The 13876-nt window shown below is 39.8% G+C and carries 14 protein-coding genes; 9 read left to right on the top strand and 5 right to left on the bottom strand.

The genetic code is table 11. The annotated features are described in order from the left end of the window. The first annotated feature begins 37 nt into the window (after positions 1-37). The 3 genes from hscA to iscX are packed head-to-tail and all read left to right on the top strand — an operon-like array spanning position 38 to position 2475. Positions 38-1894 (top strand): Fe-S protein assembly chaperone HscA, encoded by a 1857-nt coding sequence (hscA, locus tag EL215_RS05645; protein WP_126470776.1) that lies wholly within the window; start codon positions 38-40, stop codon positions 1892-1894. A gap of 45 nt (positions 1895-1939) precedes the next feature. After that, the gene (fdx, locus tag EL215_RS05650) at positions 1940-2281 is read left to right on the top strand and encodes an ISC system 2Fe-2S type ferredoxin (RefSeq protein ID WP_005696659.1); all 342 of its coding nucleotides are present in this window, start codon (positions 1940-1942) and stop codon (positions 2279-2281) included. Continuing rightward, a complete protein-coding gene (gene iscX / locus EL215_RS05655) occupies positions 2281-2475 on the top strand; it encodes a Fe-S cluster assembly protein IscX (RefSeq protein ID WP_049355506.1) in 195 nt (64 codons plus the stop codon). The genes fdx and iscX overlap by 1 nt, the downstream gene beginning before the upstream one ends. Before the next feature lie 34 nt (positions 2476-2509). Here iscX and EL215_RS05660 read toward each other — a convergent pair whose 3' ends face one another. After that, positions 2510-3166, bottom strand: a complete 657-nt coding sequence (locus EL215_RS05660) for a class I SAM-dependent methyltransferase (RefSeq protein ID WP_126470777.1) — start codon at positions 3164-3166, stop codon at positions 2510-2512. A gap of 116 nt (positions 3167-3282) precedes the next feature. Here EL215_RS05660 and EL215_RS05665 point away from each other — a divergent pair, with 116 nt between their 5' ends. Beyond that, positions 3283-3636 carry a helix-turn-helix domain-containing protein gene (locus EL215_RS05665; RefSeq protein WP_126469813.1) on the top strand — a complete coding sequence of 118 codons (354 nt, stop codon included), beginning with the start codon at positions 3283-3285 and terminating at the stop codon, positions 3634-3636. Continuing rightward, complete coding sequence (locus tag EL215_RS05670; protein WP_232013322.1) at positions 3624-4442, top strand: IS3 family transposase; 819 nt, start codon at positions 3624-3626, stop codon at positions 4440-4442. Before EL215_RS05665 ends, EL215_RS05670 begins: the two co-directional genes overlap by 13 nt. Before the next feature lie 45 nt (positions 4443-4487). Here the strand turns inward: EL215_RS05670 and mglC are convergent, their stop codons facing one another. From mglC to EL215_RS05690, 4 genes are all read right to left on the bottom strand, one after another. Further along, complete coding sequence (gene mglC, locus EL215_RS05675; RefSeq protein WP_126470779.1) at positions 4488-5498, bottom strand: galactose/methyl galactoside ABC transporter permease MglC; 1011 nt, start codon at positions 5496-5498, stop codon at positions 4488-4490. Between the two features lie 18 nt (positions 5499-5516). Then, positions 5517-7031 (bottom strand): galactose/methyl galactoside ABC transporter ATP-binding protein MglA, encoded by a 1515-nt coding sequence (mglA, locus tag EL215_RS05680; RefSeq protein WP_164757054.1) that lies wholly within the window; start codon positions 7029-7031, stop codon positions 5517-5519. Between the two features lie 77 nt (positions 7032-7108). Then, positions 7109-8104: a galactose/glucose ABC transporter substrate-binding protein MglB gene (gene mglB, locus EL215_RS05685; RefSeq protein WP_126470783.1), complete on the bottom strand. Its 996-nt coding sequence runs from the start codon at positions 8102-8104 to the stop codon at positions 7109-7111. Positions 8105-8284: 180 nt separating this feature from the next. Continuing rightward, the gene (locus EL215_RS05690) at positions 8285-9292 is read right to left on the bottom strand and encodes a substrate-binding domain-containing protein (RefSeq protein ID WP_126470785.1); all 1008 of its coding nucleotides are present in this window, start codon (positions 9290-9292) and stop codon (positions 8285-8287) included. Positions 9293-9506: 214 nt separating this feature from the next. Here EL215_RS05690 and galT point away from each other — a divergent pair, with 214 nt between their 5' ends. From galT to corC, 4 genes are all read left to right on the top strand, one after another. Next, positions 9507-10553: a galactose-1-phosphate uridylyltransferase gene (galT, locus tag EL215_RS05695; protein ID WP_126470786.1), complete on the top strand. Its 1047-nt coding sequence runs from the start codon at positions 9507-9509 to the stop codon at positions 10551-10553. Positions 10554-10607: 54 nt separating this feature from the next. Continuing rightward, the gene (gene galK, locus EL215_RS05700) at positions 10608-11762 is read left to right on the top strand and encodes a galactokinase (RefSeq protein WP_126470788.1); all 1155 of its coding nucleotides are present in this window, start codon (positions 10608-10610) and stop codon (positions 11760-11762) included. Continuing rightward, positions 11756-12781: a galactose-1-epimerase gene (galM, locus tag EL215_RS05705; protein ID WP_126470790.1), complete on the top strand. Its 1026-nt coding sequence runs from the start codon at positions 11756-11758 to the stop codon at positions 12779-12781. Before galK ends, galM begins: the two co-directional genes overlap by 7 nt. 141 nt (positions 12782-12922) lie before the next feature. Beyond that, positions 12923-13819, top strand: a complete 897-nt coding sequence (gene corC, locus EL215_RS05710; protein ID WP_126470792.1) for a CNNM family magnesium/cobalt transport protein CorC — start codon at positions 12923-12925, stop codon at positions 13817-13819. Positions 13820-13876: the final 57 nt, after the last annotated feature.

A 13876-nucleotide genomic window follows, 5' to 3' on the forward strand; every position in this document is an offset into this window, starting at 1 on the left:
GCCCTTAACGAATTAATTATTAGAGATAAAAAGAGATATGGCATTACTCCAAATTGCAGAGCCTGGACAAACGGCTGCACCACATCAACATCGTCTTGCGGTAGGGATTGATTTAGGTACAACAAACTCTTTAGTTGCCGCTGTACGTAGCGGTCAAGCAACCATTTTAAATGATGAACAAGATAGAAGCCTTGTCCCTTCAGTCGTTTATTATGGTGAAAATGAAAAACTTGTTGGTACAGAAGCATTTGCAAAAGCTACGGTTGATCCTAAGAATACGATTATTTCCGTAAAACGTCTGATTGGACGTAGTCTTGGTGATGTGCAATCTCGTTATACCAATTTACCCTATGAGTTTGTGGCAAGTGAAAATGGGTTGCCATTATTGGTCACGCATCAAGGGAAAAAAAGCCCTATTGAAGTCTCTGCGGATATTTTATCTCGTTTAAATCATATTGCAGAACAACGCCTTGCAGGTGAGCTTTCTGGCGTGGTGATTACCGTACCCGCCTATTTTGATGATGCTCAACGCCAAAGTACAAAAGATGCAGCACGTCTTGCAGGGTTAAATGTATTACGTTTATTAAATGAACCCACTGCAGCAGCAGTCGCTTATGGCTTAGATAGCGGAAGAGAAGGCGTCATCGCTGTTTATGACTTGGGTGGCGGTACCTTTGATATCTCGATTTTACGCTTGTCTAAAGGTGTATTTGAAGTCTTAGCAACAGGTGGGGATACTGCTTTAGGTGGTGATGATTTTGACCATTTAATTGCCGATTGGATTGTTGAACAAACGGGTATTCAACCAGAAAATGTAAATGAGCAGCGTGAGCTTTTAAGCTTAGCGACCCAGACTAAAATTGCTTTAACAAGTGCACAAAGTGCGGTCATTTCTTGGCGCGGATTTGAAGGTGAGTTAAGTCGTGAGCAATTCAATGAATTAATCCACTCATTGGTAAAACGCTCTTTATTAACCTGTCGTCGTGCATTGAAAGATGCGAATGTTGAAGCTGAAGACGTACAAGAAGTGGTTATGGTTGGTGGTTCAACTCGCGTGCCTTACGTACGTGAGCAAGTGGGCGAGTTCTTCGGTAAAACCCCATTAACCTCGATTGACCCAGATAAAGTAGTAGCCTTAGGTGCGGCAATTCAAGCGGATATTTTAGTGGGCAACAAAAATGACAGCGATATGTTGTTACTCGATGTTGTACCACTTTCTTTAGGCATTGAAACTATGGGCGGTTTAGTGGAAAAAATTATTCCACGTAATACCACGATTCCAGTGGCTCGCGCGCAAGAATTTACCACCTTTAAAGATGGTCAGACTGCGATGACGGTACACGTAGTACAAGGTGAACGTGAATTAGTGGATGATTGCCGTTCTTTAGGTCGTTTTACGTTGCGTGGTATTCCGCCAATGGTGGCAGGCGCAGCTCATATTCGAGTGACTTATCAAGTGGATGCGGATGGCTTATTAAATGTGACCGCCATGGAAAAATCCACAAAAGTCCAAGCATCGATTCAAATTAAGCCTTCTTATGGCTTAACAGATGAAGAAGTAACGGCAATGATTAAAGCTTCTTTTGATAATGCACAAGATGATATGCAAGCCCGTGAATTAGCTGAGCAGCGCGTTGAGGCTGATCGTGTGATTGAAAGCGTGATTGTAGCATTACAACAAGATGGGGCGGAATTATTAACCGAAGCCGAATTCCACCAAATTGAAAATGCATTGAAACAATTAATGGATGTAAAAGAAGGAACAGATCGTCATGCTATTGTTCAAGGAATCAAAGCCCTTGATGTCGCAACTCAAGAATTTGCGGCAAGACGAATGAATAAATCCATTAACCAAGCGCTAACAGGTAAATTGGTGTCAGATATTGAGCAATAAAGTGCGGTTATAAATTAACGAGTTTTTTATATTGAGGAAAGTAATATGCCAAAAGTGATTTTTTTACCGAATGAAGAATTCTGCCCAGAGGGTATGGTGGTTGATGCAGCAGCAGGCGACAACTTATTAGAAGTGGCACATAATGCGGGCGTTGAAATTCACCACGCTTGCGATGGTTCTTGTGCTTGTACAACATGCCATGTAGTTATTCGTGAAGGGTTTGATTCATTAAATGAAGCGAGCGATCAAGAAGAAGACATGTTAGATAAAGCATGGGGTTTAGAAATGGATAGCCGCCTTTCTTGCCAATGTGTCGTGGGCGATGAAGATTTAGTGGTGGAAATCCCTAAATATAATATTAACCATGCGAATGAGGCAGCCCACTAATGAAATGGACCGATACCCAACTTATTGCAGAAGAACTTTATGATCGTAATCCAGATTTAGATCCTAAAACAGTACGTTTCACGGATTTGCATAAGTGGATTTGTGAACTAGACGATTTTGATGATGATCCAATGAAATCTAACGAGAGTATTCTCGAAGCGATTTTGTTGAAATGGTTAGATGAATACGAATAAGCCTGATTACACAGGCTTATTATCTTTTTAATAGTTAATCTGATAGTTTTTGTATATAAAGTTGGTAAACCGGTAACATTTGTAAAACATGTAGTTTTTGCTGATAGATATTGACGTAAGCATCGACAGCAGGTTTTACTAGGTGGTAGTGGTTTTGTTTTCCATTTTCTTCTGGGCTCCATAAATAGTCATCAAAAGCAATAATACCATTATTTTTTACTAATTTATGGGCTAAAATAGCATCAAATAGTACATCTGGGGCTTCATGAGAACCATCTATATAGATAAAATCAAATTTTCCAGCTTCACCTTTTGCTAATAGTTCAATCATTTTAGTATGGGAATATCCCTTATGTTTGATAATATTAAGGGATTTTCTGCATCGTTTGGCATAAATCATTAATGTTTGAATATTCTCATTGAAAGATTGCTCAACAGAACTCATATCCCACTTTCCTTGATGCTCTAATCCACCTTCCCAAGAATCAATACAATGAATCTCTATTTCATTATGGTATTTAAGCATTTCCTCAGTAAAAAAATGAGTTGAACGCCCTTCAAATGAACCAATTTCTAAGATTCTTTGAGGTGTAAATTGTTCAAAAATATAGGATAGAGAAGGGATATTATGAGTAAACCAGTCAGTACTGAAATTGACAGTTAAATTATCTTTAGTTACGTTGTTTGACATTTTAAATCCTTAGATTGATTAAATATAAACCGCACTTTATTGCTAAAGTGCGGTTATTTTGATCTGCACCCCAAAAGTTGGACTAACCAAACCAACAATTGAGGTGCAGATTTTTTATGGGTAAACACTACACAATCGAATTTAAATTACAGGTTCTTCAACCTATTTTGAATGGGAAAATGAGTATTAGAGAAACTGCGCGTTTTTACAATATTCCTTCCAACGCCTTAGTCGGAACATGGTTGAAACGGTTTGAAAAAAGTGGCATAAAAGGACTTATTCCCCGTAAACCATCAGGACGACCGCCGATGAAACCCAAATATGCAAAAATGCCACCGCCACCCAAAACTGAAGAAGACCGTTTACGCCTGAGAATTTTACAGCTTGAAGCGGAGGTAGCCTACCTAAAGGAGTTGAGAAGGCTCAGACTTCAGGACGAAGCCGAGCAACGGAAATTATCCAAAGGTTAAGAACACGCTATCCGTTAAAATGGCTTTTAGGCTTTGCACAATTAGCGCGTAGTACGTTTTTTGCTAAACTTCAGATTAAACTGGATAAGGATGAGTTGTTGAAAAAGACCATTAAACGCATCAAAGCCAATCATCCTGATTATGGCTACCGACGTGTTCATGCCTGCTTGCCAGGCGTGAATCATAAAAAAGTTCAACGTTTAATGCAGACACTTGGGCTTCAAGTGCGGTCAAGAAAAAGCAAGAAATTTACGACCTATCGAGGCACGATAGGGGTGATTGCTCCTAATCATCTTGAACGCGATTTTAGTGCAACGGCCCCGAACCAAAAATGGGTGACCGATATCACCGAGTTTAAGGCGAAAGATGGGAGTAAAGTCTATTTATCTCCAATTTTAGACTTATTTAACAATGAGATAGTTTCATATAATCTCAGCTATTCCCCAAACTGGGCGCAAGTAGAGGACATGTTAATGCAAGCCGTCAAAGGATTAAATAAAGCTTGTGGTGTCATTTTACATTCAGACCAGGGATGGCAATATCAAATGGTGGCTTATCGTCGAATCTTGGCTGAACATGGCATCATTCAAAGTATGTCGAGAAAAGGGAATTGCTTGGACAACGCCGCAATGGAAAGTTTCTTTGGACGATTAAAAACAGAATGTTTTTATGGTCGGGAATTTAACAGTAGAGAGGAGATAGTTGATGCCGTCAGGGATTATTTGGATTACTATAATCACCGACGGATTCAACTAAAATTAAAAGGACTGAGTCCGGTACAATATCGAAAACAATCCTTTAAATAACAGTCTAACTTTTTGGGGTCAGATCATTTTTATCGTTGTTTTTAATTATTTTTTCTTCGCGTATTTTAAGGAGTCGATAGCAACCGCGAGGATGATAATGCTACCTTTAATGATATATTGCCAGTAAGGGTTTACACCGATGTACGTTAAACCATAGTTAATTACGGTGAAGATGATAACACCCGTGATTACACCGATAACAGTACCCACACCACCAGCGAAAGATACACCACCTACTACGCAGGCTGCAATCGCATCTAATTCATACATGAAACCAAGGTTGTTGGTAGCACTACCGATACGACCTGCTTCTAACATACCACCGAATGCATAGAACATACCTGCAATCATGTAAATCACAACAAGGTTACGCGCTACGTTTACGCCCGATACTTTTGCTGCTTCAGGGTTACCACCGATAGCAAAGATATTTTTACCGAAGCGTGTTTTATTCCACATTACCCATACTAAGAATGCACAAATTGCCGCATAAATAGTGATGTAGGATAATTTGAACGAACCAAGTCTGAAGAAGCCTTGTGCGAAGTTAGAGAAAGACTCACTGAAACCAGCAATTGGTGAACCACCCACGCCATCGTAATAAAGTGAGTTAAAACCGTAGACGATGATCATGGTACCCATTGTTGCAATGAATGGAGTTACGTTGAGATAGGCGATAACTAAACCATTCACTAAGCCGATTACAGCACCGACAGCACAAACAATAAGAATAACAACTGGAATAGGAATTTCACCTAAATTAGGGAACACCCGGTTCATGTTTTCCATTGACTGCAAGAGGGTAGCAGAAATAACCGCGGCTAAACCGACTTGGCGACCAGCCGATAAGTCAGTACCTTGAGTGATAAGCAAGCCTGCAACACCAAGGGCGATAATGAGACGGACGGATGATTGAGTTAAAATGTTACTAAAGTTGCGAACATTCAAGAATGTTGGATCTTGTGCGATGATAATGCCAAGTAAAATCAACAACACAAAATAAATCGCATTTTGTTTTAAGAAATCGAATGATTTATTTTTTGGTAAGGCACTCATAATTTGTTCCTTTATGGTTTATAAATATTTTGCGGCAAGTTGCAAAATTTCTTCTTGAGACGTTTTTGCCGTTTCAACGATGCCAGCAACACGACCATTACTCATGACCAAAATTCGGTCTGTTACGCCTAATAATTCCGGCATTTCTGATGAAATCATAATGATGCCTTTATCTTTTTTAGCGAGTTCTTGAATGAGCTGATAAATTTCAAATTTTGCCCCAATATCAATACCACGAGTTGGTTCATCGAGCATTAATATATCAGGTTGGGTTAAAAGCCAACGACCGATAATCACTTTTTGTTGGTTACCACCAGAAAGCGAGCCAATCGTTGTTTTGTGAGAAGGTGTTTTCACGTTCATCGCATCAATCACCCATTGTGTATCGCTCGCCATTTTTTTATTGCTGAGCAATTTCCATGGGGTGAGGTAAGATTTCATATTTGAAATCAAAGAGTTAAATTCAATACTTAGGTTTGAATAAATCCCAGTTGAACGACGTTCCTCAGTCACCAAAGCAAAACCGTGGTTAATCGCCTCAAGTGCGGTATGATTTTTCACGATTTTTCCGTTGAGCTTGATCGTCCCTTCTTTTAATTCGCGTACACCAAAAATGGCTTCTACAATATCGGTTCGTTTTGCTCCAACAAGACCTGCGATACCTAAAATTTCACCTTTGCGCAAATTAAAGGAAACATCTTGAATGGAAGGTTGGTTCACCGCAGTTAAATGTTCCACTTCAAGCGTGATTTCTTTTGGTACATTAGCTCTTTCAGGGAAACGTTGTGTTAATTCACGGCCTACCATCATTGAAACAATTTCTTCCATGGTGGTGCCTTTAACTTCAACAGTATTGATCCATTTACCATCACGAAGAATGGTAATTTCATCACAAATTTTGAAGATTTCATCCATTTTGTGTGAAATATAGATAATGCCACAACCACGATCTTTTAATTTTTGAATAATTTTGAAAAGATGTTCTACTTCTTTTTCTGAAAGTGAGGATGTGGGCTCATCCATAATTACGATTTTAGCGTTATAAGAGAATGCTTTCGCAATTTCGATCATCTGCATTTGTGAAACGGAAAGTTTGGCCACTTTTTCTTTTGGATCAACATCAATACCCAATTCATCGAAAATTGCTTTGGTATCACGATACATTTTGGCGTGATCCACAAAAGGACCTTTAAGTGGGTATCGACCTAACCATAAGTTATCCATTACACTGGTTTGACGCACCAAGTTAAGTTCTTGGTGAACCATTGAAATCCCATTTTCAAGGGCTTCTTTTGATGTTTTAAAATCAACAGGTTTGCCTAGGAATAAAATTTCACCTTCATCTTTTGCATAAATTCCGAAGAGGCATTTTAATAGTGTCGATTTACCCGCCCCGTTTTCGCCCATTAAGGCGTGAACAGAGTGGGAACGAACCGTTAGATTGGCGTGATCAAGGGCTTTTACACCGGGGAAAGACTTACTGACATCCGTCATCGTCAGTAGTACATCACTGTCTTGGGTTTGAGTTGTCATATCCAACCTCATCAAAAAAGGGGAAAGGGAATTTGGGTTTCCTTTCCCCTAAAATTAAAGAAAAGCAATAGATTTTCTTATTTTAAGAATTCATTTAGGTTATTTTTATCCACACCAACATAAGGAATACGTACCACACGGTTTTCTAATTTCCATTGTGTACCTTCTGTTGCTGCTTTACCGTTAGCAAGGTTTGCAGAAAGTTGAACAACTGCTTTACCTTGGTTAACACCATCGTTTAATACCGTACCTGCAATTTCGCCTTTCTTAATTAATTGAAGTACCTCTGGTAACGCATCTACACCAAAGATTGGTAGTTTTTTACCGTGAGCTTTGGTTGCTTCTAATGCGCCTAATGCCATACCATCATTATTTGAAATAATTATTTCAATTTGATTGGCCTTAGAACTAGATAACCAGGCATCCACTTTATCTTTTGCCATTGCTGCATCCCACATACCGGTATCAATAAATAATTGTTCGGTTTGGATACCTTTAGCATTTAATTGCTCAATTACATATTTAGTACGCGCTTCAGCATCCGGGTGACCAGGTTCACCTTTTAATAGCACATATTGAATTTTACCATCTTTGTTTAAGTCTAAGTCTGGCATTGCTTTCCATTGTTTTGCAATTAGATCACCTTGGATTAAACCAGATTCTTTCGGATCAGTACCAACATAGTAAGCGTGATCGTAGCTACCGATTGCTTTGGCGCCCGGATCTTTATTGAAGAAAACAACAGGAATGTCATCTTGTTTCGCTTTCTTGATAACAGTTGAAGCAGCTGCTGGGTCTACTAAGTTAATCGCTAAGGCTTTCACACCTTTAGAAAGCAAGCCATCTACTTGGTCGTTTTGAATAGATTGTGCATTTTGAGAGTCATTCATTAATAACTCAATGCCGCCAAGGGCTTTCGCTTCTTTATCGATTTCTTTACGCATCAATGACATGAAGTTGTCATCATATTTATAAATGGTAACACCAATACGGTTATCGGCTGCGAAACCTGAAGTAGCTGAACTTAAACCGATTGCTAAAGCGACCGTACTTAATACTGCTGTTTTTTTCATAAAAACGCTCCTATGTAGAGAAAGAGATTTTATTGTTGATTTTTTATATATCAAATAGAGACATGTTGCGTACATCTATTGCAACTGAGTTCATCATAACGAAATCAGCATCATTAATCTGTGATCAAACTCACATAAATGAAAACGATTACATGGCAATCTTTAAATTTGTGATCTTCATCACGGTTTCATTGCATTTTCTACAGAAAAACGTCTTACCAACGTTGGATTAAACTGTACAACAGTGGGGGTCACAATCGAAGAGTCGACTAAACTTAGTGCTAGCTTTGCGGCATAATTTGCCATTAAATCAATTGGATATCGAATAGTGGTAAGTTTCGGAATTAAATATCGAGCAATCGGCATATCATCAAATCCTACAATAGAAAATTGTTTCGGGACTTTGATATTGTTTTCATTTAAAACAGAAATTGCCCCCGCTGCCATTGTATCGTTATAGGCTACCACAGCGGTTAAGTTGGAGTTGTAGCTTAATAAATCAATCATGGCCTTTTCACCGCCTTCAAAATCAGGTGAATTATGCACAATGGCTTGTTCTACAATGGGGAAGTTATGTGCTTCTAAGGCCTCTAAGTAGCCTTCCTTACGTTCTGTTTCATCTAAAATACCGTGATTGGAACCAATATAGGCAATGTGCTTATGGCCATAACGAATCAGCATTTCAGTGGCAAGATAAGTACCTTGTCGATTATCGAGACTCACGCAACGATTTTCATAGCCTGCAATCACACGGTTAATCACCACCATACCGGGTACATTTTCTAAATAATGCTGTAACTCTTCGTCAGAAAGGGCTTTGGAATGAACGACTAAACAGCTACAACGTTTGCGTAGCAAGGTATCAATGGCTTCACGCTCTTTTTCTGCGTAGTGGTATCCAATGCCGATCAAAATCGTTTTTTGATGCTCTTCAGCGACTTTATCGACCGATTTAACCAAGATAGCAAAGAATGGATCTGTCACATCCGTAACGACTACACCAATGGTATCGGTGTTTTGTATCGCTAGAGCTTGAGCATTCGCATTAGGTTGATAATTTAAAACTTCCATCGCACGTTGTACCGAATGGCGAGTTTTTTCACTGACAGAGGGAGAGTGATTCATTACCCGAGAAACAGTGGCAACCGACACGCAAGCTAATTCAGCAACATCTCGAATTGTAGGCATAACAGGAATCTCATTCATTTTTTCATGATAATTATCATAGTAAATTTGAATAAAATTGAAAGCGGTTACTTTCAAAAATGCTACATTCGTCACAAAAAACTGATTGGATTATTAGCTTATTTGCTGATTTTGTGATAATGATCACGGTTTATTTTTTTAATTTGTTATCTTATCAGAAATTTTTTTGTAATCGTTTACATTTCGGAGCAAAAATATGAGCGAAACCGTATTTGAACCGGCAGATCATCCACATCGTCGTTATAATCCGTTAATTGACCAATGGGTTTTAGTCTCGCCACATCGTGCTAAACGTCCATGGCAGGGGCAACAAGAAAAAGTGAGTGAGGAACAAAAGCCAAGCCACGATCCAAATTGTTATCTTTGCCCGCGTAATAAGCGTATCACTGGCGAACCTAATCCGGATTACCATAAACCTTATGTATTCAAAAATGATTTCTCGGCTTTATTAGAAGATACACCCGCGCCAGAGCAATCAGCCGATCCTCTTTTCCAAATGAGCCAAGCTCGTGGTGAAAGCCGTGTTATTTGCTTTTCACCAGATCACAGCAAAACCTTGCCATTATTGACCGCACTTGAAATTGAAGAAGTGATTAAAGTGTGGCAAGAGCAATTGCGTGAACTGGGTCAAAAATATCAGTGGGTACAGATTTTTGAAAACAAAGGTGCGGCAATGGGATGTTCCAATCCCCATCCGCACGGACAAATTTGGGCAAATAGCTTTTTACCGAATGAAGTCGCACGTGAAGATGTTGCTCAACGAAATTATTATGAAAAACACGGTTCGGTACTTTTAGTGGATTACGTTCAAAAAGAATTAGAGAAAAAAGAACGTGTTGTGGTGGAAACCGAGCATTGGGTTGCGGTGGTACCTTATTGGGCGGTGTGGCCATTTGAGACCTTGTTGTTGCCTAAAGTGCATGTAAAACGCTTAACAGAATTAACTGAAGCTCAAGCTAAAGATCTTGCCGTGATATTGAAAAAATTGGCAACAAAATACGATAACTTATTTGAAACATCTTTCCCTTATTCGATGGGCTTCCATGCAGCACCATTTAATGGTGAAGATAACGAACATTGGCAGCTTCATGCACATTTTTATCCACCATTGTTGCGTTCAGCTACAGTTCGCAAATTTATGGTGGGCTATGAAATGCTAGGCGAAAGCCAACGTGACCTCACCGCTGAACAAGCCGCAGAAAGATTACGTGCGTTAAGCGAAGTACATTATAAAGAACGTTAAGAAATCCTTTCCCTCTTGAATTAAGAGGGAGTGTGAAAGATAAAGGAAAATAATATGACTCCAGTCCAAAAATCCCAACACATTTTTACGCAAAAATATAACAAGCAACCTGAACTGACCGTGTATGCACCAGGTCGTGTGAACATTATCGGCGAACATACCGACTACAATGATGGCTTTGTAATGCCTTGTGCGATCAATTATGGTACAGCCATTGCGGGCTCAAAACGTGCTGATCATATTTGGAATGTTTATGCAGCAGATCTTGATCTTGAGGATACCTTTTCTCTTGATGAAGATTTCCCTCAAAGTGAGCAAAAATGGGCGAATTATGTGCGTGGTGTCGTTAAATTTATCCAAGAACGTTGCCCACAATTTAAACAAGGTGCTGATTTGGTGATTTCCGGAAATGTGCCACATTCTTCTGGTTTGAGTTCTTCTGCTGCTCTTGAAGTAGCGACGGGTAAGTTCTGCCAACAACTCAGTGATTTACCTTTAACACATACAGAGATTGCTTTAATTGGTCAAAAAGCTGAAAACAAATTTGTTGGCGCAAATTGCGGGAACATGGATCAATTAATTTCCGCTTTAGGACAAAAAGATCATCTCTTAATGATTGATTGCCGTAGCTTAGAAACACAACCAACGCCTGTGCCGAAAGATGTTGCCGTCATTATTGTGAACTCAAATGTACCCCATGATTTGGTGACAGGTGAATACAACACACGCCGTTGGCAATGTGAAAAAGCGGCAGAATTCTTTGGCGTAAAAGCGTTACGTGATGTGTCAGTAGAAGAATTCCAAAAAAGAGAAGCGGAATTGACCGCACTTGATCCTTTAGTAGCAAAACGAGCACGCCATGTGGTGACTGAAAACCAACGCGTACTTGATGCTGTTGAAACCTTAAAACATAACGATTTAACAAAATTAGGCGAGTTAATGGGACAATCTCACGAATCAATGCGCGATGATTTCGAGATTACCGTGCCGCAAATCGATTATCTTGTTGAACTTGCTCAATTAGTGATTGGTAAAACTGGTGGTGCGAGAATGACAGGCGGTGGTTTTGGTGGCTGTATTGTTGCCCTTGCTCCTCATGATAAAGTCGAAGCCGTGCGTAAAATTATTGCCGATAATTACGAAAAACAAACAGGGTTAAAAGAAGATTTCTACGTTTGCACAGCCTCACAAGGAGTGAGTCTATGCTAGAAAAAACGGCGTTCAATGCACCAGATGGACAGCCTTATCAACTTGTTCAACTCACCAATTTACATGGCATGACGGTGCAATTTATGGATTGGGGAGCCACTTGGCTTTCTTGTAAAGTTCCCGTGAATGGTGAGTTGCGAGAAGTTTTACTTGGCTGCAAAGTGGAAGATTATCCTCATCAAACGGCTTATTTGGGCGCAAGCGTAGGACGCTATGCGAACCGTGTTGCTAACGCCCAATTTGAATTAGGTGAGCGAACAATCCAGCTGGTCGCGAGTCAAGGCAATCATCAATTACATGGTGGTAAAGAAGGCTTTGATAAACGCCGTTGGAAAGTGGGAGAGTGCGGTCAGAATTTTGTGCGTTTTTCCCTTGTGTCTCCCGATGGTGATCAAGGTTTTGAAGGCAATGTACAAGTTAATGTACTTTACACGCTGACCGATGAAAATAGCGTAAAAATTGAATATGAAGCAGAAAGTGATAAAGATACCGCACTTAACTTAACGAACCACGCTTATTTCAATTTAGAAAATGCTGAGCAGGGCAGTGATGTGAGAAATCATATATTACGCCTTAATGCGGATTTTTATCTACCGGTTGATGGCGAAGGCATCCCCAATTCACCGCTTAAGCATGTGGTGAATACCAGCTTTGATTTTCGTGTGGCAAAACCAATCGTACAAGATTTCCAACAAGGCGATCAAGTGGTCACGAAAGGCTACGATCATTCCTTTATTGTCAATAAAGCATGGCAAAAGCCTTGTGTATTATTGACTTCCCCTAATGAAGATTTAAGCCTTGAAGTGCTTACATCCCAAGCCGCATTACAGGTATATACGGGAAACTATCTTGCAGGCACTCCAACTCGTAAAGATGGCACTTATCAAGATTTCAGTGGCATCGCACTTGAAACTCAATGCCTTCCCGATACCCCAAATCACCCAGAATGGCAGAATTATGGTGGTATTCAAAAAGCTGGTGAGCGGTATTACCAGTGGACAGAGTTTAGGTTTAAATAGGTAATCATTGAAAGTGCGGTTAAAAATTATCACGTTTTTAACCGCACTTTATTTTCAGCCATTTATCTGAAGTTTTTTGCGCTTTTGGTCAAAATATGCTACTTTTCACACCGTCAATCCGACAGTAACACATTTAATTTTATGAACGAAGAACATTCGAGTAATCAAACTGAAACAACTAAAAAATCTTTTTTCCAATCACTTATTGGCCGCTTTTTCCAAGGTGAGTTGAAAAACCGTGAAGAACTCGTCGAAGTGATTCGCGATTCAGAACAAAACGATTTAATCGATCAAAACACTCGTGAGATGATTGAAGGGGTAATGGAAATCGCAGAGCTTCGCGTGCGAGATATCATGATTCCTCGCTCGCAAATTGTATTTATTGAATCGAATCAAGATCTCGATGCCTGCTTGAATACCATTATTGAATCTGCCCACTCTCGTTTTCCTGTGATTGCAGATACGGATGACCGCGATAATATTGAAGGTATTTTGCACGCAAAAGATTTGCTTAAGTTTTTACGTGAAGATGCGGAAGAGTTCGAACTTTCCAAGTTGTTACGTCCAGTTGTGATTGTGCCGGAAAGTAAACGTGTTGATCGTATGTTAAAAGATTTTCGCTCTGAGCGTTTCCATATGGCAATTGTGGTAGATGAGTTTGGTGCGGTATCAGGTTTAGTGACCATCGAAGATATTCTCGAACAAATTGTTGGTGATATTGAAGACGAATTTGATGAGGAAGATGTCGCGGATATTCGTCAGCTTTCTCGCCACACTTATGCCGTGCGTGCACTAACGGATATTGATGATTTTAATGCGCAATTTAATACGCATTTTGATGATGAAGAAGTGGATACCATTGGCGGTTTAATCATGCAAGCCTTTGGGTATTTGCCTAAGCGTGGTGAAGAAATCACCTTAGAAAATATCCAGTTTAAAGTGACTTCTGCTGATAGTCGCCGTTTAATTCAGATACGTGTAACCGTGCCAGATGAGCATTTGACGGATATGGCAGGCGTGGAAGAGCAAGCTGAGTAAGTTACTCAGTTTGACCGTATTCTTAGCCCCCTCTTTACTAAAGAGGGGGAATGTTTT

Origin of the sequence: Haemophilus parainfluenzae (assembly GCF_900638025.1) — a bacterium.
GTDB lineage: Bacteria > Pseudomonadota > Gammaproteobacteria > Enterobacterales > Pasteurellaceae > Haemophilus_D > Haemophilus_D parainfluenzae_J.

Bases quoted from the DNA above. Each gene is read 5' to 3' on its own strand.
- hscA (WP_126470776.1), top strand. From the start codon at position 38: ATGGCATTACTCCAAATTGCAGAGCCTGGACAAACGGCTGCACCACAT.
- fdx (WP_005696659.1), top strand. From the start codon at position 1,940: ATGCCAAAAGTGATTTTTTTACCGAATGAAGAATTCTGCCCAGAGGGT.
- iscX (WP_049355506.1), top strand. From the start codon at position 2,281: ATGAAATGGACCGATACCCAACTTATTGCAGAAGAACTTTATGATCGT.
- EL215_RS05660 (WP_126470777.1), bottom strand. From the start codon at position 3,166: ATGTCAAACAACGTAACTAAAGATAATTTAACTGTCAATTTCAGTACT.
- EL215_RS05665 (WP_126469813.1), top strand. From the start codon at position 3,283: ATGGGTAAACACTACACAATCGAATTTAAATTACAGGTTCTTCAACCT.
- mglC (WP_126470779.1), bottom strand. From the start codon at position 5,498: ATGAGTGCCTTACCAAAAAATAAATCATTCGATTTCTTAAAACAAAAT.
- mglA (WP_164757054.1), bottom strand. From the start codon at position 7,031: ATGACAACTCAAACCCAAGACAGTGATGTACTACTGACGATGACGGAT.
- mglB (WP_126470783.1), bottom strand. From the start codon at position 8,104: ATGAAAAAAACAGCAGTATTAAGTACGGTCGCTTTAGCAATCGGTTTA.
- EL215_RS05690 (WP_126470785.1), bottom strand. From the start codon at position 9,292: ATGCCTACAATTCGAGATGTTGCTGAATTAGCTTGCGTGTCGGTTGCC.
- galT (WP_126470786.1), top strand. From the start codon at position 9,507: ATGAGCGAAACCGTATTTGAACCGGCAGATCATCCACATCGTCGTTAT.
- galK (WP_126470788.1), top strand. From the start codon at position 10,608: ATGACTCCAGTCCAAAAATCCCAACACATTTTTACGCAAAAATATAAC.
- galM (WP_126470790.1), top strand. From the start codon at position 11,756: ATGCTAGAAAAAACGGCGTTCAATGCACCAGATGGACAGCCTTATCAA.
- corC (WP_126470792.1), top strand. From the start codon at position 12,923: ATGAACGAAGAACATTCGAGTAATCAAACTGAAACAACTAAAAAATCT.